This is a genomic window from Frigidibacter sp. SD6-1 (assembly GCF_030143255.1).
GTDB lineage: Bacteria > Pseudomonadota > Alphaproteobacteria > Rhodobacterales > Rhodobacteraceae > TMP-24.
This window is the reverse complement of sequence record NZ_JARJNR010000002.1, coordinates 318,679-341,130: the sequence shown is the minus strand read 5'-3', so window position 1 is coordinate 341,130 and position 22,452 is coordinate 318,679. Positions and strand designations below refer to the sequence as shown.

The following is a 22,452-nucleotide window of genomic DNA, read 5'->3' as shown; positions in this document are numbered from 1 at the left end:
CGGCATGATCGGCTTCACCACACCCTGGCTGCTCTGGGCGCTTGCCGCTTTGCCGGTGATCTGGATCCTCCTGCGCATCGTGCCGCCCGCGCCGATCCTCAGGCGCTTTCCGGGCATCGTCCTTCTCTTTGGCCTGAAGGACGAGGACAGCGCCGCCGCGCGCACGCCGCCCCTGTTGCTACTAATCCGGCTCGCACTTATCGCCGCCGCCATCCTCGCCTTCGCCGGTCCGGTTCTGAACCCCGCTGCCAAAACCGAAGGCCGCGGGCCGTTTCTGCTTGTCGCGGATGCAAGCTGGGCGGATGCGGCGGACTGGTCCGCCCGGCGTGCCCGTCTGGGTGCGGCACTGGCAGAGGCGCGGAGGGCGGGCCGGGCAGTGGCTTTCCTGAACCTCGCCGACCCTGCGCCGCTCGACCTGACCTTTTCTGATGGCGCTGCGCTTGAGGCGCGGCTCGCGGCGCTTGATCCGATGGCCTGGGAACCCGGTGCCGAGCGGATGGGAGACATGGCCACCGCCCTGCCTGCGGGCCGGTTCGACACGCTCTGGCTCTCGGACGGGCTTGACCGAGAGGGCAAGAAAGGGCTCGCCACGGCACTCGTCGCGCGCGGCACGCTTCAGGTGATCGAGAGCCCGCGCGGCGCCCGGGCGCTGGGCGAGATGCGGCTTCTCGACGGCAAGGTGACGGCCAAATTGTTCCACCCGCTTCCCGGCGGGCCACCGCAGGCGGTGGTGATCGCCAAGGGCCTCGATCCGGCCGGGATCGAGCGGGAACTGGCACGCACGCCCGTCGCACTGACGCCGGGCGAGGCGATCGAGGAGGTCTCTTTCGACCTGCCGTCCGAGTTGCGCAACCGGGTGACGCGGCTCGAGATCGAGGGCGAGGCCTCGGCGGGCGCGGTGCTTCTGGCCGATGACGCGCTGAAGCGCCGCAAGGTGGCGCTGATCGCCTCGGGGACGCCGCAGGAAGGGTTGGAGCTTCTGTCACCCTTGCACTACCTGCGCAAGGCGCTGGCGCCGAACGTCGATCTGGTGGAAGGCACGCTTGCCGATGCCCTGCCTGCGGCGCCCGAAGTGATCGTCATGGCCGATGTCGCGCGCCTGCCGGGCGAGGATGCCGACCGGCTGGCGGAATGGGTGGAAGAAGGCGGCCTGCTCGTCCGCTTCGCCGGTCCGCGCCTTGCGGCCGCCGTGGGCCTTGACGGGATGCGCGACCCGCTTCTGCCGGTCACCCTCCGCCCTGGCGGCCGGTCGGTCGGCGGCACGATGAGCTGGGGCGCACCACGCACGGTGGCGCCGTTTGCCGAAGGGTCACCCTTCGCAGGCCTTACCGTGCCCGACGAGGTGAAGGTGACGGCGCAGGTGCTGGCCGAACCCTCGCCGGACCTCGCGGACAAGGTGCTGGCGTCGCTCGACGACGGCACGCCCCTGGTGACGCGCGCGGCGCTTGGCGACGGGCAGGTGGTGCTGTTCCATGTGACGGCCAATGCCGAATGGTCGGGCCTTCCCCTGTCGGGCCTCTATGTCTCGATGCTCGACCGGCTGGCGATTTCAAGTCAGCCGAACCGCCCGGCGGAAAAGGATATGACGGGAACCGTCTGGCAGGCCTCGCGTTTGATGGACGCTTACGGCGCGCTTGCGCCCGCCGAGGATATCGGCGGCGTGCCCGGCGCACGGCTGGCCGGGAATATCCCGGCGCCCGACATGCCGCCCGGACTTTACCAAAGCGACGAGCGCAGTTTCGCGCTGAACGTGCTCGCGCCCGGCCGGACGCTCGGCCCCGCCCGCTGGCCCGCTGGAACCGTGATCGAGGGGTTGGACCGGGCAGAGGAGCGGCCGCTGAAGGGCTGGGTGCTGTCGCTGGCAGTGCTGCTGATGCTCGCAGACGTATTGGCAACGCTGATACTGACGGGGCGCCTCAAGGGCCGCCTCGGCGCACCGCGCAGGGTGCCGGTGGCGCTTTTCGTGGCCGTGGTGGGCGGCGCGGCGCTTCTCGGCCTGATGGGGGGAACGGCACGGGCGGCGGAGACGGACGAGGCGCGGCTACTGGAGGCGGCGGGCGGCATGGTGCTTGGTCATGTCGTGACCGGCGATCCGCGGGTGGACGAGATGGCACAGGCCGGGCTTTCGGGCCTGTCCGCCATCCTTACCCAGCGCACCTCGGTCGAACCGGGCGCGCCGATGGCGGTCGATCTGGAACGGGACGACCTGTCGGTCTTCACCTTCCTTTACTGGCCGATATCGCTGAACCAGCCCGCGCCCTCGGTCGAGGCATACCGCAAACTGAACCGCTTCCTGCAGACCGGCGGCATGATTCTGTTCGACACGCGGGATGCCGACCTTGCGGGTGGTGGGGGGCAGACACCGGAGGGTCGGCGCCTGCAGGAACTGGCCGCGCTTCTCGACATTCCGCCCCTGGAGGTTATGCCCAAGGACCATGTGCTGACCCGCAGCTTCTATCTGCTGCAGGACTTCCCCGGCCGCCATACCTCTCGCGCCATCTGGGTCGAGGCGGCGCCGCCCGATGCCGAACAGGCCGAGGGCGTGCCCTTCCGCAACCTCAACGATGGGGTCAGCCCGGTGGTGATCGGTGGCAATGACTGGGCCTCGGCCTGGGCGATGGATGAATATGGCAATCCCGCCTATCCGGTCGGGCGCGGCCTTGCAGGCGACCGTCAGCGCGAGATCGCTTACCGGTTCGGCATCAACCTCGTGATGTATGTGCTGACCGGCAATTACAAATCCGATCAGGTCCATGTGCCGGCACTTCTCGAAAGGCTGGGGCAATGACCGGTCTCGACCTCGGCCAGCTGGCCTTCGCGCCGCTCTTGCCGCTGCCGGTTCTTCTGGCCTTGGCCGCTGTTGCGGTGCTGGCCGTGGCGCTGTCCGGCTGGCGCGGCCTGAGGGGGACAGTCCTGCGCGGACTTGCGGCCCTGGCCTTCCTTGCCGCCCTCGCGGGGCCTGCACTGAAATTCGAGACGCGCGAGAAGCTTGACGATATCGTGCTGGTGGTCACCGACCGCAGCGCCAGTCAGGGACTGAAGGACCGCATGGCAGAGGCGGACGCGGCGCTCGCCAAGGTGACGGCAGAGCTTGACGCGATGCCCGGCGTCGATGTGCGGCGGATCGAGGTGCCGGATGCCGAGGTCGAAGGTGGAACGCTTCTGAAGACCGCGCTGGCGCGGGCGCTGGCCGAGGAACCGCAATCGCGCGTCGCCGGCGCGATCCTGATCACCGACGGGCAGATCCACGACCCCGACCTCGCGCTGACGGTTCCCGCGCCGCTCAATGTACTGCTGACCGGTCGCAAGCGCGATTGGGACCGGCGGCTGAAGATCACCGAGGCGCCCGCCTTCGGTATCATCGGCGAGGAAAGCGTGATCGGCCTCAGGGTCGAGGAACAGGGCGCGATGCCCGCTGCCGAGGCGGGTCGGCTGGTGCAGATCGCGATTTCGGTCGATGGCGGGCCTGCGGCCTCCTACGACATCCCGGTCAATGCCGACCTTGAATTGCCGCTGAAGCTCGACCATGCGGGCCAGAACATCGTGCAACTGACGGTCGCGACCAGTCCGGGCGAGCTGACGGAGCGGAACAATGCCGCCGTAGTGCAGGTGAACGGCGTGCGCGACCGTCTGCGCGTGCTGCTGATTTCCGGCGAGCCCTATGCGGGCGAACGGACATGGCGAAACCTTCTGAAGTCCGACAGCGCGGTCGATCTGGTGCATTTCACCATCCTGCGGCCGCCGGAGAAGGAAGATGGCGTGCCGGTCGAGGAACTGGCGCTGATCGCCTTCCCGACGCGCGAGCTGTTCGTCGACAAGATCGACGAATTCGACCTGATCATCTTCGACCGCTATCCCCTGCGCGGCATCCTGCCCGCGCAATATCTCGACAATATCCGCTCTTATGTCCTCAACGGCGGCGCGGTTCTGGTGGCGGCGGGGGCGGATTATGCCTCGGTCGAGAGCATCTATTATTCGGCGCTCGGCGACATCATGCCCGCCGCGCCGACGACGCGGGTGCTGGAGGGGCCCTATCTTCCCAAGCTGTCCGATCTAGGCAAGCGCCATCCGGTGACCGACGGGCTGGAGGAAGCCTGGGCCAAGGACAGGCCACCGGGCGGCGAGGGGCCCTGGGGGCGCTGGCTGCGCTATGTCGATGTGCGCCATGCGCGCGGTCAGACGCTGATGGAAGGTCCGGAGGGCAAGCCGCTGCTGGTTGTGGACCGGGCGGGCGAGGGTCGCGTGGCGCTTCTGGCGTCCGATCAGGCCTGGCTCTGGACCCGCGGGTTCGAGGGGGGCGGACCGCAACAGGAATTGCTGCGTCGCCTCGCTCATTGGGCGATGAAGGAACCGGACCTGGAGGAAGAGGCGCTGACCGCGACGGTGAAGGGCTCCGAGGTCACGATCGAGCGGCGGACGATGGAGCCGGGCGGGCAGCATGTCGCCAAGGTCACCGGGCCGGATGGAAAGACGGTCTATCTGCCGCTGGCCGAAGTGAAGCCCGGCCTTTACGCCAAGGTCTGGGCACCGCCCGGCCCGGGCCTCTACCGTATCGTCGAGGGCGATCTGGAACGGGTCTTCGCGCTGGGTTCGGCAAGCCCGCGCGAGTTTGAGGCGGCGGTGGCGAGCGGCGATCTTCTCGCGCCGCTTGCCGAGGCGACCGGCGGCGGCGTGACGCGGATCGAGGACGGGCTGCCCGATGTGCGCGCCGTCCGCGCCGGGCGCCCAGCCATCGGCCGCGGCTGGATCGGCATCACCCCGCGCGAGGCCTACCGGACCGTCGATCTGAAATTGCAACCTTTCATGCCCGACTGGGCCTGGCTCCTCGTGGGTGCCGGTCTGATGCTGCTCGCTTGGCTGAGCGAAGGGCAGAGGCGGCGCGCGGGCTGACAGGCGGGTCAGCCCCTTGCGGCGAACCTCTCATAGTCGGCCGCCCTCACGAACCGGGCGCCTTGTGTCTGTAGCCGGAAAAAGCGGTCCGTTCCGGGCGACTGCCCCGTCATCTCCAGATAGGGCCGCATGTCGGAGATCGACCTGTATTCCCACAAGGCCCTGCCAGTCGCGACCTCTACCTCATACACCAGCCCTTCGAGCGTCGAGGCCACGAGCATGCGCGTGCCATCGTCGGAAAAGCTGATCTGGCCCTGTGCGTTCGAATTCAGGCCCCAGCCCGCCGCATTCTCGGCGATGGGGAAAATCGTCTCGCTGCGACCGGTGACCGGATCGAGCCGCAGGACGCGGCTGCCGCCGGGCGTGTCGTGCGATCCGAGATTGTCGAAGACCGCGAAGCTGCCGTCGGGCAGGACATGCGGGCTGTGCTGTGCGACCATTGGCCCGACCGTCACATGCTTGATCTCGCCGGTCTCCGCGTCCATCACCACAAGTGACGACGAGGAGCGAAGCGACACGACAAGGTCGCCTGCCTGCGTTCCGGGCAGTTTCTGCGCCGCCACGGGCGTCAGAAGGGTGATGCCGTTCACATGATATGGGTCGCAGTCGGTGCGCACCGAATAGGCAAGCCCCTGCATGTCGGATGCAAGGACCGCGTCCGCCATCCAGAACCGGTGCAATTCGGTTCCGTCGGGGGCGAGGATCTGGACACCCTCTTCAAAGACCGCGCCGCCCTTGCAATCGAGCGGTTCGGAGGTGCCGGCCACATGGGTCTCGTCGCGGGCGATGCGCGAGATCGGCACATAGATGCGACCGTCGGGGCCGACCGTCGGCCAGTGATGGCTGTTGTCCATCCGCTGCCACAGAAGCCCGCCGTCCCAGCCGAACTTTGCAATCCCCACCTGATAGGGAAAGATGTTGCGGCCCTGGAACACGACGATCAGATTGCCGTCGCCGTCGATATCGACGCCCTGGACGTTCATGTTCAGCGGATCGGGCTGTCCGGTGAAGTCGGCGAATTTCTCGGTGGCGAACAGGATCGCCGGATCGGCTTGCCAGCTGTGAAGCACCTTGCCGCTTCGGTCCATGATCGCGGCCATGCAGCCGAAGGACGGGCAGATATCCTGCCGTTCGAAGAAGCCCCCGGTCATCAGGATCAGGTCGTCCGAGCCGCTGGTCGCGAGGGCGCGGACCGGGGACGGGCCGCTGGCATCGGGCGCCGGCCCGATGACATGCTGCGGCAGGCGGGTCTTTTCCATCTTCTTCCAGGCGTCGATCCCGGTCAGGACATGCTGGACATAGCGATAGGGAAAGACCTGCTTCGTCGTTGCGACGACACCCCAGACGAATGTCAGGAAACACAGGCCGACGACGAAAAGAAGTTTGGAAAGGGACGCCATGAACCAGAACGCTTGCTAAACAGCGCCATACTGACGCTTCTGCGGGCTTTGGCAAGAAGATTAAGGCGTCGGCTCGGCGCCCAACAGCAGGATCCCCCTCGATCGCGAGGCGAACTCGCGCCGCCATGTCAGGTAGAGCGTGGCCGCCGTCGTGACCAGAAGCGCGAGCGGCCCGAGCAGCCAGCCAAGCGACCCCAGCGCGAAATAGACCGATCTCAGGCCCCGGTTGAAGCTGCGCGCGGCAAGGATGTTGATCTCTGCGGCCTGGGCGGCGCGGGCATAGGCCACGGGGCTGTCCACATCGTTGGGCGCCGATCCCATGAGGATCGCGCAATAGCCGAACAGCCGGTGCGACCAGATGAATTTCAGCATCGCATTGGTGACGAACAGGACGGTGATCAGCATCTTGCCCTGCCAGATCAGCAGAGGCTCCGGCCCGAGTGCCAGATCGTCGGCGATGCCGCGCAACTGTTCGCCATTGCCGATCATGGCGACACCGCCGCCGATGGCGATCATGCAGGCCGAGGCGAGGAAGCTCGTGCCCTGGCGCAGGCTGTCGACGATGGTCGCGTCGAAGATGCGCGGCTGGCGGGTCACGAACTCCCGCATCCACTCGCGCCGGTAGGCCTGCATGAGATGGCTGACCGACGGGTGGCGCGCTGGCGGATGTTCGATGAACCAGCCGATGGCGAGCCAGGAGAGCAGCAGGAAGAGCCCGGCCAGAAGTTCCAGCGGCGAAAGGGCGGAGAGGGTCGGCAGGAAGCTCATGCGCGCATCCTGCCGTCGGCGCTTTCGCTTGCCAATCGCATAAATTGGTAATATGATTTTACCAAATGGAGGGAAAATGCAGCTGCCGCGCCCCAATGCCGAAGTGATCGCCCGCAAGGCCGCCATCGTGTCGCGGCTGCGCGCGGTATTGCCGAGCGCGGCGGTGATCGACGATCCGGCCGAGACCCGCGCCTATGAATGCGACGGGCTCTCGGCCTATCGCTGCCCGCCGCTCGCGGTTCTTCTGCCGGGAACCACTGCGGAAGTGGCGACCGCGCTGAAGATCTGCCGCGAGGAGCGCGTGCCGGTGGTGCCGCGCGGTTCGGGCACCTCGCTGTCGGGCGGTGCGCTGCCAACCTCTGACGCGGTGATCCTTGGCCTCGGGCGGATGAACCGTGTGCTGGAGACCGATCTCGCCAACCGCTTCATCCGGGTCGAGGCGGGGCGCACCAACCTGTCGGTCACCGGTGCGGTCGAGGGCGAGGGGTTCTTCTACGCCCCGGACCCGTCCAGCCAGCTTGCCTGCGCCATCGGCGGCAATATCGCGATGAATTCCGGCGGGGCGCATTGCCTGAAATACGGGGTGACGACCAACAACCTTCTTGGCGTCACTTTGGTGACGATGGCGGGCGAGGTGGTGGAGATCGGAGGGCCGTGGATGGAGGCGGGCGGGCTCGACCTCTTGGGCGTGATCTGCGGGTCGGAAGGCCAATTGGGCGTGGTGACGGAAGCGGTGCTACGAGTCTTGCCCAAGCCGGAGGGCGCGCGGCCGGTGCTGATCGGCTTCAACTCGAACGAGGTGGCAGGCGCCTGCGTCGCCGACATCATCCGCGCGGGCGTCTTGCCGGTCGCCATCGAATTCATGGACCGGCCCTGCATCCGCGCCTGCGAAGAGTTCGCCAAGGCAGGCTATCCCGATTGCGAGGCGCTTCTGATCATCGAGGTCGAGGGCAGCCCGGCCGAGATCGACGACCAGCTTGCCCGCATCGGCGAAATCGCGCGGCGCCACGACCCGGTCGAGCTGCGCGAAAGCCGGTCGGAGGCGGAAAGCGCCCGCATCTGGCTTGGCCGCAAGTCGGCCTTCGGGGCGATGGGGCGGATCAACGATTACATGTGCCTCGACGGGACGATCCCGGTCTCGGCCCTGCCGCATGTGCTGAAGCGCATCGGCGAGATGAGCCGGGGGTACGGGCTCGATGTGGCCAATGTCTTTCATGCGGGCGACGGCAACATGCATCCCCTGATTCTCTTCAACGCCAACAAGCCGGGCGATCTGGAGAAATGCGAGGCGCTGGGGGCCGATATCCTCAGGCTATGTGTCGAAGTGGGCGGCTGTCTGTCGGGCGAGCATGGCGTGGGGATCGAGAAACGCGACCTGATGGTGGCGCAATTCACAGAGGAAGATATGGAGGCGCAGATGCGGGTGAAGGATGTCTTCGATCCCGATTGGCTCTTGAACCCGGCGAAGGTCTTTCCGCTGGAAGCGAGCGCCGCCCGGCGTGGCGCCTGAGACGAACGCCGGGGGCTGTCTGCCCCCGGACCCCCGAAGGTATTTGAACCAAGATGAAGGCGGCAGGGTGAAGGTCACGACCGAGCAGGAACTATCCGAGTGGATCACCTCAGCGACCTCGCCGCTTCGCATCCTTGGCGGAGGAACGCGCCCGGTCGGGAGGGGGGTTGCGGGCGAGGTGCTGGATGTCTCGGGCCTGCGCGGCGTGACGCTTTACGAGCCGCAGGCGCTGACGCTGGTGGTGCGGGCCGGAACGCCGCTTGCCGAGGTCGAGGCGCTGTTGGCGGGCGAGGGTCAGAGGCTGGCCTTCGAACCGGCCGACTGGCGCGGGCTTCTGGGGATGGCGGGCGAGCCGACGGTGGGCGGCATGGTTGCCGCGAATGTCTCGGGCCCGCGCAGGGTGCAGGCGGGGGCCTGTCGCGATGCGTTGATCGGGGTCCGGTTCGTCGACGGGACCGGGACGGTGGTGAAGAACGGTGGGCGGGTGATGAAGAATGTCACCGGCTATGATCTGGTGAAGCTGATGGCCGGAAGCTGGGGGACGCTCGGGGTGATCACCGAAGTTGCCTTCAAGCTCCTGCCCCGGCCCGAGACGGCGGCGACGCTTCTGTGCGAGACCCTTTCGCCCGAGGTGGCGGTGGCGGCGATGGCCGACGCGCTCGGCTCGCCTTTCGAGGTGACGGGGGCGGCGCATCATCGCGGCACGGGACGCACGCTGATCCGGATAGAGGGTTTCGCTCCCTCGGTCGCCTATCGGGCGGAGCGGCTCTGCGCGCGTCTCGCGCGGTTTGGCGATTGGTCCCACATCGGCGAGGGCGGCGCGGAGTGGCAGGCCGTCCGCGATGTGGCAGCCTTTCACCAGATGCCGGGCGATGTCTGGTGTCTTGCGGTGAAACCGTCCGACGCGCCGGGCATCGCGGCGCGGGCCGAGGCGGAGGATGCGCTTTTCGACTGGGGCGGCGGGCGGATATGGCTGCGCGTTGCGGCGGGGGCCGATCTGCGCGCACGGCTTGGACCTGTCGCGGGTCACGCGACGCTGATCCGGGCGGCGGCGGAGACGCGGGCGCGGATCGCGACCTTTCCGCCCGAGGCGCCGCCGGTTGCGGTGCTCGCGCGGGCCTTGCGCGACAGGTTCGATCCCAAGCATCTTCTGAACCCCGGCCTGATGGGTTGAGCGATGCAGACCTTTTTCACGGACGATCAGCTGAAAGACCCGGGGCTCGCGCGGGCGAACGAGATCCTCAGGTCCTGCGTCCATTGCGGCATGTGTACCGCGACCTGCCCGACCTATCAGATCCTTGGCGATGAACTCGACAGCCCACGCGGCCGCATCTACCTGATCAAGGAGATGCTCGAAAGCGGCAGACCGGCCGACGAGAAGGTCGTCCGCCATGTCGATCGCTGCCTGTCGTGCCTCGCCTGCATGACGACCTGCCCCTCGGGCGTGCATTACATGCATCTCGTCGACCATGCCCGCGCCCATATCGAGAAGACCTACCGGCGCCCCTGGCGTGATCGCTGGCTGCGCTGGGTTCTGGCGAAAGTCATTCCCCATCCCGGCCGCTTCCGCCTGGCGCTCTTGGGCGCGAAGATGGCGCGGCCCTTCGCGCGGCTTCTGCCCGACGCGCGGCTGAGGGCGATGGTGGCGATGGCGCCGAAACAGGTGCCGCCGGTCAGCCGCAATGACGATCCCCAAAGCTTCGCGCCCGAGGGCGCGCCGCGTATGCGGGTGGCGCTGCTGACGGGGTGCGCGCAGAAGGCGCTGAATACCGACATCAACGATGCGACGATCCGGCTGCTGACCCGGCTCGGCTGCGAGGTGGTGGTGGCGGAGGGCGCGGGTTGCTGCGGGGCGCTGACCCATCACATGGGGCGCGAGGCGGAGGCGCACGGCGCCGCCGCCGCCAATATCCGCGCCTGGATGGCAGAGAAGCGCGCGAAGGGTCTCGACGCCATCGTGATCAACACCTCGGGCTGCGGCACGACGGTGAAGGATTACGGCCATATGTTCCGCTCCTCCGACCTTGCCGCGGATGCGGCGGCGGTGGCAGGCCTTGCCTGCGATGTCAGTGAACTGCTGGTCAGGCTTGCGCCAGAGGGCAGGGCGCCCGAGCCCTTGCGGGTCGCCTATCATGCCGCCTGTTCGCTGCAGCACGGCCAGAAGGTGAAATCGGCGCCGAAGGATCTACTGCGGGCCATGGGTTTCGAGGTGGTCGAGCCCGCCGACAGCCATCTCTGCTGCGGCTCGGCCGGGACCTACAACCTCCTGCAGCCTGCGCTGTCGGCCGAGCTGAAGCGGCGCAAGATCGAGACGCTCGAGGCGCGGGCGCCGCAGGTGATCGCGGCGGGCAATATCGGCTGCATGATGCAGATCGGCTCCGGCACGGCGGTCCCGGTGGTGCATACGATCGAGCTGATCAACTGGGCGACCGGCGGGCCACGGCCGCGGGCGCTTGGGCCTGCGACGGGCGCCGCCACATGATTGCGACTTCTTAACCATGTGAGCCATAATCTCGCCGCAGCCGTCCTGTATCGCGACGGTGTTTGGCGGAGTCTCTGATGCGTGCGCTTGCACTGCTTTTGTTGCTGATGTCGGCACTGGCTGGCCCGGTCGTGGCCGATGACATGAAGGATTCGGCGCTCGAGGCGCTGGCGACCGCGGACAAGAGCCGGGGCTGGGAGGCGGTCGGCCGTATCGACATCGCCGACCGTGCCTTCTGCACGGGGGCGCTGATCGCGCCCGATCTGGTGCTGACGGCGGCCCATTGCCTGTATGATCAGTACAGCGGCAGACCTTTTTCCGCAGGGGAATTCAAATTCCTCGCCGGTTGGCGCAATGGCCGCGCCGTCGCCTATCGCGGCGTGCGGCGCTCGATGGCTCATCCGTCCTATGCCTTCCTCGGACCGGAGAATGTGAACAGCGTGCCCTATGACTTGGCGATCCTGCAGCTGGACCAGCCGATCCGGCTTACACAGGTCCGACCCTTCGCCATCGGCACCGACCCGATGACAGATGAGCAGGTCGAGGTGGTGTCCTATGCATTCGACCGCTCGGAGGTGCCGTCGTTGCAGCAAAGCTGCCGGATGATCGGGCCGCAGCCGGGCATGAATGTCTTTTCCTGCTCGGTCGATTTCGGCTCGTCCGGCGCGCCGATCTTCCGGGTCGAGGGCGGCGTGCCGCGCATCGTTTCGGTCGTCTCTGCCAAGGCGGAACTGGATGGCAAGTTTGTCTCGCTTGGCGCCCAGATCGGCGAGCCCCTAATCGAATTGCGCAGCGCTTTCGCCAGTGCCGAGACCGAAATGCAGGGGGGCGTGACGCTCAGCCGTCTGCCGCAGATCGGTGCGCCTGCCGGGGCGAACGGGGCGAAATTCCTCAAACCGTGAGGAACTGAAGGCAGGCCTTGCGAAGCCCTTGAAAGCCTGACGAAGTCTTCCCAGATGGAGGGGGCCGGGATGCCGCATGCGGGTTCCGGCGATCAACCTGTCCGCGCCCATATGGGGCGGACCCTGACCATCGCTTGAAGAGGATGACCATGCGTAGCTATGATTTTGCCCCGCTCTACCGCGCGACCGTCGGTTTCGACCGGATCGCCGACCTGATGGACCGGGTGCTGAGTGCCGATGTCGCACAGCCCGCCTACCCGCCCTACAATATCGAGAAGACCGACGAGAATGCCTATCGCATCTCGATCGCCGTCGCGGGCTTCGCCGCCGACGAGCTGTCGGTCGAGGTGAAGGACGGCGCGCTGACCGTCGCCGCCCGCAAGGCTGCCGAAGAGAGCCCGCGCACCTATCTGCATCGCGGCATCGCGACGCGCGCTTTCGAGCGCCGCTTCGCGCTGGCCGATCATGTGCGCGTCTCGGGCGCGACCCATGCCGACGGCATGCTGCATATCGACCTTGTCCGCGAAGTGCCCGAGGCGCTGAAGCCGCGCCGGATCGAGATCGCCAAGGGCGACACGGTCGAGGCGAAGGCGCTGGAGACGATCGAGGCCTGAGCCGAGAGACCCCGGGTCGCTCATCGAGCGTGACCGCTCTCTTCGCGAAGAGGGCGCGGTTCGCGCCCGATGAGCGGCCCTTGCCGGAATGGCGCCCCCGCGGGCGCCATTTTCTTTATCGTCCAGGCGATCTACTCTGCCGGTCAGTCCACCGAGGAGAGGTTTCATGCCGACCGATCGACCGTCCTGCATCGCCCATTGGCATCAGATCGAGGAAGCGGAAGCCTGGTCCTATTCCGGCGATGACGAGAAGATGAGCCTCGGTGCGGCTTTCGGCCGCCATTTCGGGCTGACGCGGATCGGCATCCATCACGAACGCCTGCCGCCCGGGCACCGCAGCTCCTACCCTCATGCCGAAAGCGCCGAGGAGGAATTCGTCTATGTGATCGAGGGCGCGCCCGACGCCTGGATCGATGGCCATTTGCACCGGCTCGCGCCCGGCGACGCGGTGGGCTTTCCGGCCGGAACCGGCCTGTGTCATACGTTCATCAACAACACTGACAGCGACGTCCGGCTTCTGGTCGTGGGCGAGGCGACGAAGGCCGAGAACCGCATCTATTACGCCGTGAACCCCGAACGGCGCGCCGACCGCGACGACTGGTGGGACGACATTCCCGCCCGTCCGATGGGCGATCACGACGGGCTGAGCGACCGGGTGCGCGACTGGCGGGCCGGCAAGCGGCCCGTGCAGGATTGAGCCTGCGCGGGCCGCGCACACCCTTCGCCGAGGAGCGGCCGGAGGCCGACGACGAGGTTCCCCTCAGTTCCCTCTCAGGGACTGCGCAAGCCGCATGATCTGCACCGCCCCGGCCCGATAGCCATAGGGATCGGCACCTTTCGCGCCATTGGCAAGGGCGATCGCATCATCCCAGCCCCAGCCGCCCAGATATTTCGGCTCGCTCAGAAGCTGGCCCATCCCGGCGATCGCCGCCGCGAAGCGGGCGTCTTCGTCGGCCTCGCCCGGGATAGGCGGGATCGGCTGTTCGATCAGTTTCGACAGGGTCTCGCCCGGGTCCTTGTAGCGCAGCTTCAGGAAGCCCAGCTCAGCGATATCGCCTTCGAAATCGGGCTGCGCGCCGTAGCGCAGCGGATCGGAAAGCCGCGCGGGCGAGCCGACCGGCGTCACCTCGTAAAACGCCGTCACCTGAAGCCCCGCGCCGATCTCGCCTGCATCGACCTTGTCATTGTTGAAATCCTCGCGGGCGAGTGCCCGGGTCTCGTAGCCGATCAGCCGGTATTCGGCCACGGCGGCGGGGTTGAACTCCACCTGCACCTTCACATCGTCGGCAATCGGAAAGAGCGCGCCGGTCAACTGATCGACCAGCACTTTCTGCGCCTCGGCCAGCGTGTCGATATAGGCGGCCGTGCCGTTGCCGTTCTGGGCGAGCGACTGCATGGTGGCATCATCCAGATTGCCGCGCCCGAAGCCGAGGACGGACAGATAGGTGCCGCTCTCGCGCTTCCTGGCGACATAGGATTCCAGCCCCTCGGGGTCGGACACGCCCACGTTGAAATCGCCGTCGGTGGCCAGCAGGATGCGGCCGATCCGGCCCTCGCCCTTCATGCTTTCTGCGGTCTGGTAAGCCAGTTCAAGCCCCTCGGCCCCGGCGGTCGAGCCGCCCGCGCCGAGCCGCCCGAGCGCCGCCTCGATCTTGGCGCGGTCCTTCGCCTCCGTCGGCTCCAGCACCAGCCCGGCAGAACCCGCATAGGTGACGATCGCCACTCGGTCCTCGGGGCGAAGCTGGCCGAGCATCAGCCTGAAGGACTGGATCAGAAGCGGCAGCTTGTTGGCATCCTCCATCGAGCCGGACGTGTCGATCAGGAACACGAGGTCCAGCGCCGGGCGTTCTTCGATGGCGGGCAGACGGCCCTGCAGGCCGATGCGCAGAAGCTGGGTGTCCTTGTTCCAGGGGGTCTGGAACAGGCTGACCTCGGTGAGGAAGGGCGCGCCGCCGGCTTCGGGAGCGGGGTAGGAATAGGGGAAATAGTTCACCATCTCCTCGATCCGGACCGCTTCGGCGGGCGGCAGATAGCCATTCATGACCGAGGAGCGGACGACCGACCATGAGGCAGTATCGACATCGGTCGAGAAGGTGGAAACCGGTTCCTCGGCCACGATCTTTACCGGGTTCGGCGTGTCGTTCGAGAAGGTCTCGGTGTTGGGTTCGGGCGAGGGCGCCGCGGCGTCGGAAAGTGCGTTGCTGGCTGGCGCGGCCTCAAAATAGGCCGTCATGCCGTTCGGATCGGCCTCGGCAGACTTGGGCATGCGCGCCAGACCTTCGGCCTGCGCATCGCCCGACATCTCTTCCTCTGCAACGACGGCTGGCTCGTCCGCCACCTGGTCGATCAGCGCTGGCGGAGCAGCCAGCGGAGCATCAGCTTCGGGGGCTGGCGCTTCGGCCGTGGTGACAGCGGTTTGGCGCGCCCGGTCATCTGCGGGTGGCGGCGCGATCTGTGTGTCTGCCGCAACCGCCGCCGACTGGCTGGACGGCGCCTGTTCTGCAGCGGGTTTCCGTCCCGTGTCTGCGATATCGGGCCTTTGCCAAATCCCCGGCTGTGTGATGACGACGCCCACGCAGATTGCGGCGACCGAGGCCGTCGCGGCGAGCATCGGGCGGGAGGTCAGTTTCGAAAGCATCTTGCGTACTCCTGTCAGGAACCCCGCCCTTCGTGGGCGGTCCGACGTGGGACGCGGTTGGTCGGCGGATTCTTGGCGGGCGGCTTCGCGGGCCTGCGCCGCATTCGCATCGAACGCTTCCATGGCGCGCGCAAGTGCCGCCGCCTTCGCCGCCGGGTCGGGGGCGGGCGCGACCGCCCTCAGAGCTTTCCTGAGATCGTCGAGATCGTCGGTCATAGCATGCCCTCCGCGCGCGCCATCGCGCGCAGGCGTTTCTTCACTTCGCTCATCCGCCAGGCGACGGTGCCTTCCGAAACGCCCAGCACCTCGGCGGCATCGGCCTGGCTGAGGTCCTCGCCCAGGGTCAGCGCCACGGTGTCGCGCAATTCCGGCGTCAGGCCGTGCATGGCGGTGGCGAGCCAGTCCTGCGCCTCGGCGGCTTCGGCCATCGTGGCCTGCCGCGCGATTTCCCAGTCGCCCCAGCCGTCGCCCGCCTTTGCCCGCGTCGCCGCCCGGCGGCGCCGGTCGTGCGCGGCATTCACCGTCACCCGGTAGAGCCAGGTGGTGAAGCGCGCGGTGCGCCGGTAGCTTTCAAGCTTCGCAGGCAGCGCAAGGCAGATGTCCTGGGTCAGGTCCTCGGCCTCTGCCCTCTGGCCGGTCAGGCGGAAGGCGAGGGCGAAAATCCGGTCGTAATGCCGCCCGAGCAGCACCGCGAAGGCATCGCGGTCCCCCATCGCGGCGGCCTGGGCCAGGGTTTCGTCGCTCGTGTCCATCAGCATGACATTCATTGGACGTGTGACAGAGCCCTAACCTTGGCCGGGGCCAAAGAAAAGACAGAAGAGCATTTCGGTCCTGAGGCAGGTTCTCTCGGGGGTTGCGCGGTTGCGGGCGATGCGCTGAGATGCGGCAGGGTTCAGGGACGGCAGGTGACGATGCGGTTGATGTGGATGGTATGTCTGGCGTTTTTCGCGCCCCTGGCCGCGGTTGCGGGCGACTATGGCAAGGCCCCGGCGCCGCCCTGGGTCGAAGCGATCGAGGTGCCTCCGATGACCGATGCGCTGCGTGCCGCCTCCTACGGCGGCATCGCCTATCTGCTGAACGATTCCCAGTCGGCCTATGAGGGTGAGGTCAAGATCAGCTACGGCCGCTATGTCATGCAGGTGACCGACCGGGCGGGGCTGGAGCGGGCAGGGACCGTCCAGTACGATTTCGACCCGAATTTCGAAAGCCTGCGCCTTGTCCATCTCGACGTGCGGCGCGGGGACGAGGTGATCCAGTATGCCGATCGGGTGAAGGAAGAGATCTTCCGGCGCGAGACGCGGCTCGATGCGGGGATCATCGACGGGCAGTTGACGGTTCACTGGCAGATACCCGACCTGCGGGTCGGCGATGTGGTCGATTATGCGGTCTATTTCCGTCGCGAGCCGCTGTTTGACGGGGCAACCCGCAGCGGCGGCGCGGGGATGGAGTTCGGCGTGCCGGTCGGGCTTGTCCACCATTCGGTGCTCTGGCCGCGCGACTGGCCGTTCCATCAGGCGCCGCTGCCCGACCGGGTGGAGCGGCGCGAGGCCGATCTTGGCGCGGTCAGGCGGTTCGACTGGTGGCGCAGGGGTCATATGCCGTTCCCCGACGAGGCGCTTACACCCGTCGAGGACCTGCGCGAGGCGAAAGTGTCCTACGGCGCCTGGGGCGACTGGCAGCCGCTGAATGACGCGCTCTCGCCCTATTACGACAAGGCCTATGCCCTTCCGGAAAGCTGGATGGCGAAGCTCGATGCGATCAGGGCTTCGCATTCCAGCCGCGAGATGCAGGCGACGGCTGCGCTGCGGCTGGTGCAGGATGAAATCCGCTATGTCGGGATCGAGGTCGGTGTCGGCGGCTATTTCGCCCGCACGCCGGAAGAGGTGGTCGCCGCCGGCTTCGGCGACTGCAAGGACAAGTCGCTTCTTCTCGTCACGTCGCTCCGCGCCCTCGGCATCGGTGCCGATGTCGCTTTGACCGATATCGACGAGGGATACCGCCTTGCCGGTGCAGTGGCTGCGATCAGGGCCTTCGACCACATGATCGTTCGCGTCCGGATCGGCCTGCAGACTTTCTGGGTCGACCCGACCGCCACGCACGAAGCGGGGCGGCTGAGGGTCGCGGTGACGCCGGACTATGGGTTTGCGCTGCCCATCGGCCATGGCACTGCCGAGGGGTTGCAGCCGGTCGTGCCTTTGCAGGAACAGGGCTGGCTGGTCGACAGTACCGAGACCTTCGAGTTCGGCCTTCTCGGTGTCTATCTGACCGTCGAGGATGCGTTTCAGGGCGAGGCGGCAAACGGTCAGCGCCGACGCTGGGCCGAAGAGCCCGCCCTGGTCAATGCCAAAGCCTATCTCGATTATTATGCGAGCGTCTATCCAGGGATCAGGGAGCTTACGCCGCCGAAGCTGCAGGACGATGTGGAACAGAATGAAATCAGGGTCCGCGCGGGTTATTTCATTCCCCGCAATGAAGTGTTCCTTGCCGAACTTGGCCGTGATTTCCCGTTCTTCGCCGACAACTGGGGCAAACGCCTTGTCGTGGCCCTGTCCGGTCCGCGCGAGACGCCCCTTCTGCTCGGCTCGGCGATGAAGGAGACGAAGAAGGTCATCGTGATCAATGCGCCGCTTGACTTCCTGCCGCCGGAGTCGGTGGCGATCAACAATGACGGGTTCTTCTTCTCCTTCTCCGGATATGCGCCGGAACCGGGCCATATGGAGCTGAGCTGGAGTTTCCGGACCAAGGGCCGCAAGGTGCCTGCCGACAAGGTCCGTTCGGTCGTGGCAGATGCGCGCCGGATCGCCGACGCGACCTACTGGACCTGGGATCTGACGCCGGAGTGATCCTATCTGACCCGGATGCCGGTCGAGAAATCCGCACCCTGCGGCATGGTCTGGGCGCGGGCGGTGATCGTGGCGGGCGTCGCGGCAACCGCGGGATCGAGATAGCCGAGATCGGCGAGATATTGCGGCAGGAGCCCGGTCTTCAGAAGGCGGATGTCGAGCGGCACATCCTCCTTGAAGGAACCGACCGTGCGATAGACCGTCGAGGCGCAGTTGCTGGTAACGGTGTTGTAGAAGGCCGGCTTCGCGGCGAGCCGGTTGCCGAGATCAAGATAGGAGAGGAAGAGCCGCCGCCGCCCCTCGGCGCTGATCGCCAGCGGATAGAGGCTGACGGTTTCCTTACGGTAGTTGGTGCGCAGCTTGACGATATCCTCTTCGTCTGCCGCGATCAGCACCAGTTCGAACTGGCGGAAGAAGCCGCCGAGGGTGCTGAATTCCTCGCCCGCTTCCTTGCGGATTTCGACCGAGAAGGCGATGTGTTCGCCATCCTCGAAGCCGAAGCTGACCAGAAGATGGGCGATGTCGGGGCTGTCCCAGACCGAGGTCAGCATATCGACCGACGCGAGTTTCGACAGGTCGTAGCTGCGCGTATCCCAGGCCTCGGCGGCTGCGTCCTCGGAGGTCCAGCGGAAGTTGCGCACATTGGTCAGGGTCACGCGATCGCCGTCGATCTCGGCGGTGACGCCATGGGCCACGTCCGACGCCCAGGCCCGGTCGTCGCGCGGGGTGATCGTCTGGTACCAGAGCCCTGCCGTCAGCGTGACCATCACCAGCATCGCCCAGGCGGCGCGACGGGCGAGGCGGCGCAATAGGGCCGCACCCAGTGCCGCCCCGGCCAGAAGCGTCTCTGCGAGATAAAGCGCCGTACCCTGGAGATGCACGGTGAGCGCGGTCGCGGTCAGCCCGGCAACAAGCGCAAGGGTAAGGAAAAAGGCCGACCGTCCAAGCAAACGTCCGGTACGGCGGATAAGGCTGGGGTGCGATTGGGTCATGGGTCGGTTCTCCGATGGCGGTGGCGCCGGGGCAAGCCCCGGCGCCAGAGGGATCAGATGTTCTTCGAGGTGTTCACTTCCATGAGGAGCTTCTCGGTGCGCGCTTCCTCGATCTTGTTGTGCAGGCGCTGGGCTTCTTCGCGGTCACGCAGGGTGTTGGTGATGGCGATCGCAGAGGAGACGAGCATCAGGGCGGACATGGCGTAGAAGCCCTTGCCTGCGAAGGTGGCGTCCATGTTGTAGATACCGCCCGCCATCATCGCGGCGGCAACGACGAAGTTGAAGATGGTGAAGATGGCGAACGTGTTCGAATAGACACGCTGATAGGCTGCGTCTTGCATGGGATGTTCCTTTCCTGGGACTATGTGTCTGGTGTGATGTCAGATCAGTTGATCTTGGCCTTCAGGCGCTCAAGCACCGCTTGCGCATCAGGGCGCAGGGCCGCGCCACAGCCTGCCGCCGCGAGGCGGTCGCGCATCATCGCGGCGTTCGACGTGGTCGTGAGTTCGTTCAGCGCAAGGCGGGTGGCGTCGGCATGGGCCTGGCGTTCCTGCAGCCGGGCGAGCGTGGCTTCGGCCTGGGCAAGCGAGGAGGTCGCGATCTGCGGCATTTCTGCGCGTAGCCTTTGGGTCTTGTCGGTCGCGACCGCCAGTTTCTGGCCGCGCTCCAGTTCCCTCAGGCGCAGTTCGCTGTCCGAGACGATGGCGCGCAGATTGGCGATCTCGGTCTCGTAGGTGGCGATGGCGCGCAGCGCCACATCATGTTCCGCCTCGAGATGGGCGATGGTCTGGGCGGCTTCGGCGGCGAGCGCCTCCTTGCCTGCGGCAAGGGCGGCGAGCGCCCGATCCTCCAGATCGGCCTTCTGGCTCGCGATCCGGTCGGCATTCTTCTTTTCGCGTTCGGCATGGGCCATGACGACCGCAACGGCGCGGCGGGCGGTTTCGACCGAGGCGGCACTGTCGCGCAGTTGTTGCCGCAGGACCGGCAGGGCGATCGCGTCGGCCAGCTGTTCGGTCCGGTCGGCCCTGGCGCCGCGGAAGTAGGTGACGAGCAGGTTGAACATTTTGGTCTCCCTTGATATGAACGATGTTCATGGCGCTGGTATGCGGGAAGTCTGAACGTCGTTCAAGAAAAATCTGAACACTGTTCAAAAAACAATGTGGATCGATATGGGAAACAAACGCGACGAAAAGCGCGAGGATCTGAGGGCCCGGCTCGTGGCGGCCGCCGAGACGCTGATTGCCGAGCATGGCTTGAGCGGCCTGAAGGCGCGCGACGTGACGGAACGCGCGGGTTGCGCGCTGGGTGCGCTCTATACGGTCTTTCCCGACCTCGACCATCTGGTGATGGAAGTGAACGTCCGCACGCTCGCGCGCATGGGCGAGGCACTGGCGCTCCGCCTGCCCGCAGACCGCGATCCGGGCGCGGCGCTGAAGGAGCTGGCCGCCGTCTATGTGGATTTCGCGCTCGACAACCTAGCGCTCTGGAAGGCACTCTTCAATCACCGCCTGCCCGAGGGCACGCCGATGCCCGACTGGTACCGCGATGCCCATGAGGTGCTGATCCGGGAAATCGCGGCCCCGCTCGCGACCCTGCGGCCTGATCTGACGCCGGAACTGCTGGTGACGCGGGCGAAGACCTTGTTTGCCGCGGTTCACGGCGTGGTGCACCTGTCGCTGCAGGCACGCTTCGTCGGCGCGCCGCGCGATCAGATCAAGCCCGAAGTGCTCGCGCTGGTCGAACTGATGGTGCGAGGCAGCCGCCCGGACGCTTGAGGTCGAAAAATCTTCGCGAAGATTTTTCGACCCCGCTGTCGCCCGGGCGGAAAATCCTTCGCGAAGGATTTTCCGCTGCCCCACCGATCAGATGCTGAGGCAGATGTATTTCATCTCGAGATAGTCCTCGATCCCGTGGTGGCTGCCCTCGCGGCCGAGGCCGGACTGCTTTACGCCGCCGAAGGGGGCGACCTCGGTCGAGATGAGGCCGGTGTTCACGCCGACCATGCCATATTCCAGGCCCTCCTGAACACGGGTGATGCGGCCGATGTCGCGGGCGTAGAAATAGGAGGCAAGCCCGAAGATCGTGTCGTTGGCCCGCGCGATCACTTCTTCCTCGGTCTCGAACCTGAAGAGGGGGGCGAGCGGTCCGAACGTCTCTTCTGTCGCGACCTTCATGTCGGGCGTCACGCCGGTGACCACGGTCGGTTCGAAGAAGGTGCCGCCGAGCGCATGGCGCTTGCCGCCGGTCACGATCTTGCCGCCGCCGGCGAGGACGTCGGCGATATGTTCCTCGACCTTCTCGACCGCGCCCTGGTTGATCAGGGGCCCGGTGGTCACGCCCTCTTTCAGCCCGTCGCCGATGGCGAGTTTCTTCACCGCCGCCGCGAGCTTCTCGGCGAAAGCGTCATAGACGCCCGCCTGCACATAGATGCGGTTCGCGCAGACGCAGGTCTGGCCGTTGTTGCGGAACTTGGAGATCATCGCCCCTTCGACCGCCTTGTCGAGGTCGGCATCGTCAAAGACGATGAAGGGCGCGTTGCCGCCAAGCTCCATCGAGCATTTCAGCACCTGGTCGGCGGCCTGTCGCAGGAGGATGCGGCCGACTTCGGTCGAGCCGGTGAAGGTCAGCTTGCGGATCGCCGGGTTTTCGCAGAATTCCTTGCCGATATCGGAGGAGCGCGACGAGGTGATGACCGAGAAGACGCCCTTGGGCAGGCCCGCGCGTTCGGCAAGCACAGCCATGGCGAGCGCCGACAGCGGGGTTTCCGCGGCGGGGCGGGCGACAAAACCGCAGCCCGCGGCAAGCGCGGGGGCGACCTTGCGGGCGATCATCGCGTTGGGGAAGTTCCAGGGCGTGATCGAGGCGGCAACGCCGATCGGCTGCTTGATCACCGTCAGGCGCTTGTCGCGCTGGTGGCCGGGGATCGTCTCGCCATAGATGCGCTTGGCCTCTTCGCCGAACCATTCGACATAGGAGGCGCCGTAAAGGATCTCGCCCTTCGCCTCGGCAAGCGGCTTGCCCATCTCGGCGGTCAGGATCGCGGCAAGGTCGTCGGCATTGGCGACCATCAGGTCGTACCACTTGCGCATGACGGCCGCGCGTTCCTTGCCGGTCATCGCCGCCCAGCCGTGGCGCGCCTTGTCGGCCGCCTCGATCGCGCGCGTCGCGTCGGCACGGCTGAGGTCAGGCACCTGGCAGATCACATCGCCGCGTGCGGGGTTGGTGACGGCGAAGGTCTTGCCGTCCCTGGCATCGACCCATTCGCCCGCGACATAGGCTTGCGTGGCCAGAAGCGACGGGTCCTTGAGAAGCGACCTCAGATCGGTGACGGTATCGAGCATGGCAGACCTCTTGTGGATTGCCCCCGGACGGGGCAGGCATGGGTAGGGCCGGAAGAGCCGGTTGACGGGGGA

General features: G+C 66.6%; 18 protein-coding genes. 10 read left to right on the top strand and 8 right to left on the bottom strand.

Features of this window, described 5'->3' with window-relative positions; all coding sequences use genetic code 11:
- Positions 1 to 4: 4 nt before the first annotated feature.
- The gene (locus P0645_RS06180) at positions 5 to 2,788 is read left to right on the top strand and encodes a DUF4159 domain-containing protein (protein ID WP_284163763.1); all 2,784 of its coding nucleotides are present in this window, start codon (positions 5 to 7) and stop codon (positions 2,786 to 2,788) included.
- The gene (locus P0645_RS06175) at positions 2,785 to 4,890 is read left to right on the top strand and encodes a hypothetical protein (RefSeq protein WP_284163702.1); all 2,106 of its coding nucleotides are present in this window, start codon (positions 2,785 to 2,787) and stop codon (positions 4,888 to 4,890) included. The genes P0645_RS06180 and P0645_RS06175 overlap by 4 nt, the downstream gene beginning before the upstream one ends.
- 8 nt (positions 4,891 to 4,898) lie before the next feature.
- Here P0645_RS06175 and P0645_RS06170 read toward each other — a convergent pair whose 3' ends face one another.
- Positions 4,899 to 6,290: an arylsulfotransferase family protein gene (locus tag P0645_RS06170; RefSeq protein ID WP_284163701.1), complete on the bottom strand. Its 1,392-nt coding sequence runs from the start codon at positions 6,288 to 6,290 to the stop codon at positions 4,899 to 4,901.
- Between the two features lie 60 nt (positions 6,291 to 6,350).
- Positions 6,351 to 7,058: a DUF599 domain-containing protein gene (locus tag P0645_RS06165; protein WP_284163700.1), complete on the bottom strand. Its 708-nt coding sequence runs from the start codon at positions 7,056 to 7,058 to the stop codon at positions 6,351 to 6,353.
- Between the two features lie 76 nt (positions 7,059 to 7,134).
- Here P0645_RS06165 and P0645_RS06160 point away from each other — a divergent pair, with 76 nt between their 5' ends.
- The 6 genes from P0645_RS06160 to P0645_RS06135 all read left to right on the top strand — a co-directional run bounded on the left by P0645_RS06160 (position 7,135) and on the right by P0645_RS06135 (position 13,263).
- Positions 7,135 to 8,568, top strand: a complete 1,434-nt coding sequence (locus P0645_RS06160; protein WP_284163699.1) for an FAD-linked oxidase C-terminal domain-containing protein — start codon at positions 7,135 to 7,137, stop codon at positions 8,566 to 8,568.
- A gap of 67 nt (positions 8,569 to 8,635) precedes the next feature.
- Complete coding sequence (locus P0645_RS06155) at positions 8,636 to 9,742, top strand: FAD-binding protein (RefSeq protein WP_284163698.1); 1,107 nt, start codon at positions 8,636 to 8,638, stop codon at positions 9,740 to 9,742.
- Positions 9,743 to 9,745: 3 nt separating this feature from the next.
- Complete coding sequence (gene glcF / locus P0645_RS06150) at positions 9,746 to 11,050, top strand: glycolate oxidase subunit GlcF (RefSeq protein ID WP_284163697.1); 1,305 nt, start codon at positions 9,746 to 9,748, stop codon at positions 11,048 to 11,050.
- A 77-nt stretch (positions 11,051 to 11,127) separates the two neighbouring features.
- Positions 11,128 to 11,952, top strand: a complete 825-nt coding sequence (locus P0645_RS06145; RefSeq protein WP_284163696.1) for a trypsin-like serine peptidase — start codon at positions 11,128 to 11,130, stop codon at positions 11,950 to 11,952.
- Between the two features lie 149 nt (positions 11,953 to 12,101).
- Complete coding sequence (locus P0645_RS06140; RefSeq protein ID WP_284163695.1) at positions 12,102 to 12,566, top strand: Hsp20 family protein; 465 nt, start codon at positions 12,102 to 12,104, stop codon at positions 12,564 to 12,566.
- Between the two features lie 166 nt (positions 12,567 to 12,732).
- Entirely contained in the window at positions 12,733 to 13,263 is a 531-nt protein-coding gene (locus P0645_RS06135; protein ID WP_284163694.1) for a cupin domain-containing protein, read from the top strand.
- Between the two features lie 63 nt (positions 13,264 to 13,326).
- Here the strand turns inward: P0645_RS06135 and P0645_RS06130 are convergent, their stop codons facing one another.
- Positions 13,327 to 15,420 carry a vWA domain-containing protein gene (locus P0645_RS06130; protein WP_284163693.1) on the bottom strand — a complete coding sequence of 698 codons (2,094 nt, stop codon included), beginning with the start codon at positions 15,418 to 15,420 and terminating at the stop codon, positions 13,327 to 13,329.
- Positions 15,417 to 15,956 (bottom strand): RNA polymerase sigma factor, encoded by a 540-nt coding sequence (locus tag P0645_RS06125; RefSeq protein ID WP_284163692.1) that lies wholly within the window; start codon positions 15,954 to 15,956, stop codon positions 15,417 to 15,419. The genes P0645_RS06130 and P0645_RS06125 overlap by 4 nt, the downstream gene beginning before the upstream one ends.
- A gap of 159 nt (positions 15,957 to 16,115) precedes the next feature.
- On the opposite strand from P0645_RS06125, the gene P0645_RS06120 reads away from it, so the two are divergent.
- Complete coding sequence (locus P0645_RS06120; RefSeq protein ID WP_284163762.1) at positions 16,116 to 18,047, top strand: DUF3857 domain-containing transglutaminase family protein; 1,932 nt, start codon at positions 16,116 to 16,118, stop codon at positions 18,045 to 18,047.
- Between the two features lie 2 nt (positions 18,048 to 18,049).
- On the opposite strand, the gene P0645_RS06115 is transcribed toward P0645_RS06120, so the two are convergent.
- From P0645_RS06115 to P0645_RS06105, 3 genes are read right to left on the bottom strand one after another with little or no spacing between them, the layout of a single operon-like run.
- Positions 18,050 to 19,039, bottom strand: coding sequence for an Lnb N-terminal periplasmic domain-containing protein (locus P0645_RS06115; protein ID WP_284163691.1), 990 nt, complete (start codon positions 19,037 to 19,039; stop codon positions 18,050 to 18,052).
- 53 nt (positions 19,040 to 19,092) lie between these two features.
- The gene (locus tag P0645_RS06110; RefSeq protein ID WP_267633490.1) at positions 19,093 to 19,380 is read right to left on the bottom strand and encodes a YiaA/YiaB family inner membrane protein; all 288 of its coding nucleotides are present in this window, start codon (positions 19,378 to 19,380) and stop codon (positions 19,093 to 19,095) included.
- A gap of 44 nt (positions 19,381 to 19,424) precedes the next feature.
- On the bottom strand, positions 19,425 to 20,102 hold the full coding sequence (locus P0645_RS06105) for a PspA/IM30 family protein (protein WP_284163690.1): 678 nt from the start codon (positions 20,100 to 20,102) through the stop codon (positions 19,425 to 19,427).
- 106 nt (positions 20,103 to 20,208) lie between these two features.
- On the opposite strand from P0645_RS06105, the gene P0645_RS06100 reads away from it, so the two are divergent.
- Positions 20,209 to 20,814 (top strand): TetR/AcrR family transcriptional regulator, encoded by a 606-nt coding sequence (locus P0645_RS06100; protein ID WP_284163689.1) that lies wholly within the window; start codon positions 20,209 to 20,211, stop codon positions 20,812 to 20,814.
- A gap of 87 nt (positions 20,815 to 20,901) precedes the next feature.
- Here P0645_RS06100 and P0645_RS06095 read toward each other — a convergent pair whose 3' ends face one another.
- A complete protein-coding gene (locus P0645_RS06095; RefSeq protein WP_284163688.1) occupies positions 20,902 to 22,380 on the bottom strand; it encodes an NAD-dependent succinate-semialdehyde dehydrogenase in 1,479 nt (492 codons plus the stop codon).
- Positions 22,381 to 22,452: the final 72 nt, after the last annotated feature.

Excerpts from the sequence above, each read along its gene's own strand:
- P0645_RS06130 (WP_284163693.1), bottom strand. The coding sequence starts at position 15,420 with ATGACCGACGATCTCGACGATCTCAGGAAAGCTCTGAGGGCGGTCGCG.
- P0645_RS06095 (WP_284163688.1), bottom strand. The coding sequence starts at position 22,380 with ATGCTCGATACCGTCACCGATCTGAGGTCGCTTCTCAAGGACCCGTCG.
- P0645_RS06175 (WP_284163702.1), top strand. The coding sequence starts at position 2,785 with ATGACCGGTCTCGACCTCGGCCAGCTGGCCTTCGCGCCGCTCTTGCCG.
- P0645_RS06140 (WP_284163695.1), top strand. The coding sequence starts at position 12,102 with ATGCGTAGCTATGATTTTGCCCCGCTCTACCGCGCGACCGTCGGTTTC.
- P0645_RS06125 (WP_284163692.1), bottom strand. The coding sequence starts at position 15,956 with ATGGACACGAGCGACGAAACCCTGGCCCAGGCCGCCGCGATGGGGGAC.
- P0645_RS06115 (WP_284163691.1), bottom strand. The coding sequence starts at position 19,039 with ATGACCCAATCGCACCCCAGCCTTATCCGCCGTACCGGACGTTTGCTT.
- P0645_RS06100 (WP_284163689.1), top strand. The coding sequence starts at position 20,209 with ATGGGAAACAAACGCGACGAAAAGCGCGAGGATCTGAGGGCCCGGCTC.
- P0645_RS06160 (WP_284163699.1), top strand. The coding sequence starts at position 7,135 with ATGCAGCTGCCGCGCCCCAATGCCGAAGTGATCGCCCGCAAGGCCGCC.
- P0645_RS06105 (WP_284163690.1), bottom strand. The coding sequence starts at position 20,102 with ATGTTCAACCTGCTCGTCACCTACTTCCGCGGCGCCAGGGCCGACCGG.
- P0645_RS06180 (WP_284163763.1), top strand. The coding sequence starts at position 5 with ATGATCGGCTTCACCACACCCTGGCTGCTCTGGGCGCTTGCCGCTTTG.
- P0645_RS06145 (WP_284163696.1), top strand. The coding sequence starts at position 11,128 with ATGCGTGCGCTTGCACTGCTTTTGTTGCTGATGTCGGCACTGGCTGGC.
- P0645_RS06120 (WP_284163762.1), top strand. The coding sequence starts at position 16,116 with ATGCGGTTGATGTGGATGGTATGTCTGGCGTTTTTCGCGCCCCTGGCC.
- glcF (WP_284163697.1), top strand. The coding sequence starts at position 9,746 with ATGCAGACCTTTTTCACGGACGATCAGCTGAAAGACCCGGGGCTCGCG.
- P0645_RS06165 (WP_284163700.1), bottom strand. The coding sequence starts at position 7,058 with ATGAGCTTCCTGCCGACCCTCTCCGCCCTTTCGCCGCTGGAACTTCTG.
- P0645_RS06135 (WP_284163694.1), top strand. The coding sequence starts at position 12,733 with ATGCCGACCGATCGACCGTCCTGCATCGCCCATTGGCATCAGATCGAG.
- P0645_RS06110 (WP_267633490.1), bottom strand. The coding sequence starts at position 19,380 with ATGCAAGACGCAGCCTATCAGCGTGTCTATTCGAACACGTTCGCCATC.
- P0645_RS06170 (WP_284163701.1), bottom strand. The coding sequence starts at position 6,290 with ATGGCGTCCCTTTCCAAACTTCTTTTCGTCGTCGGCCTGTGTTTCCTG.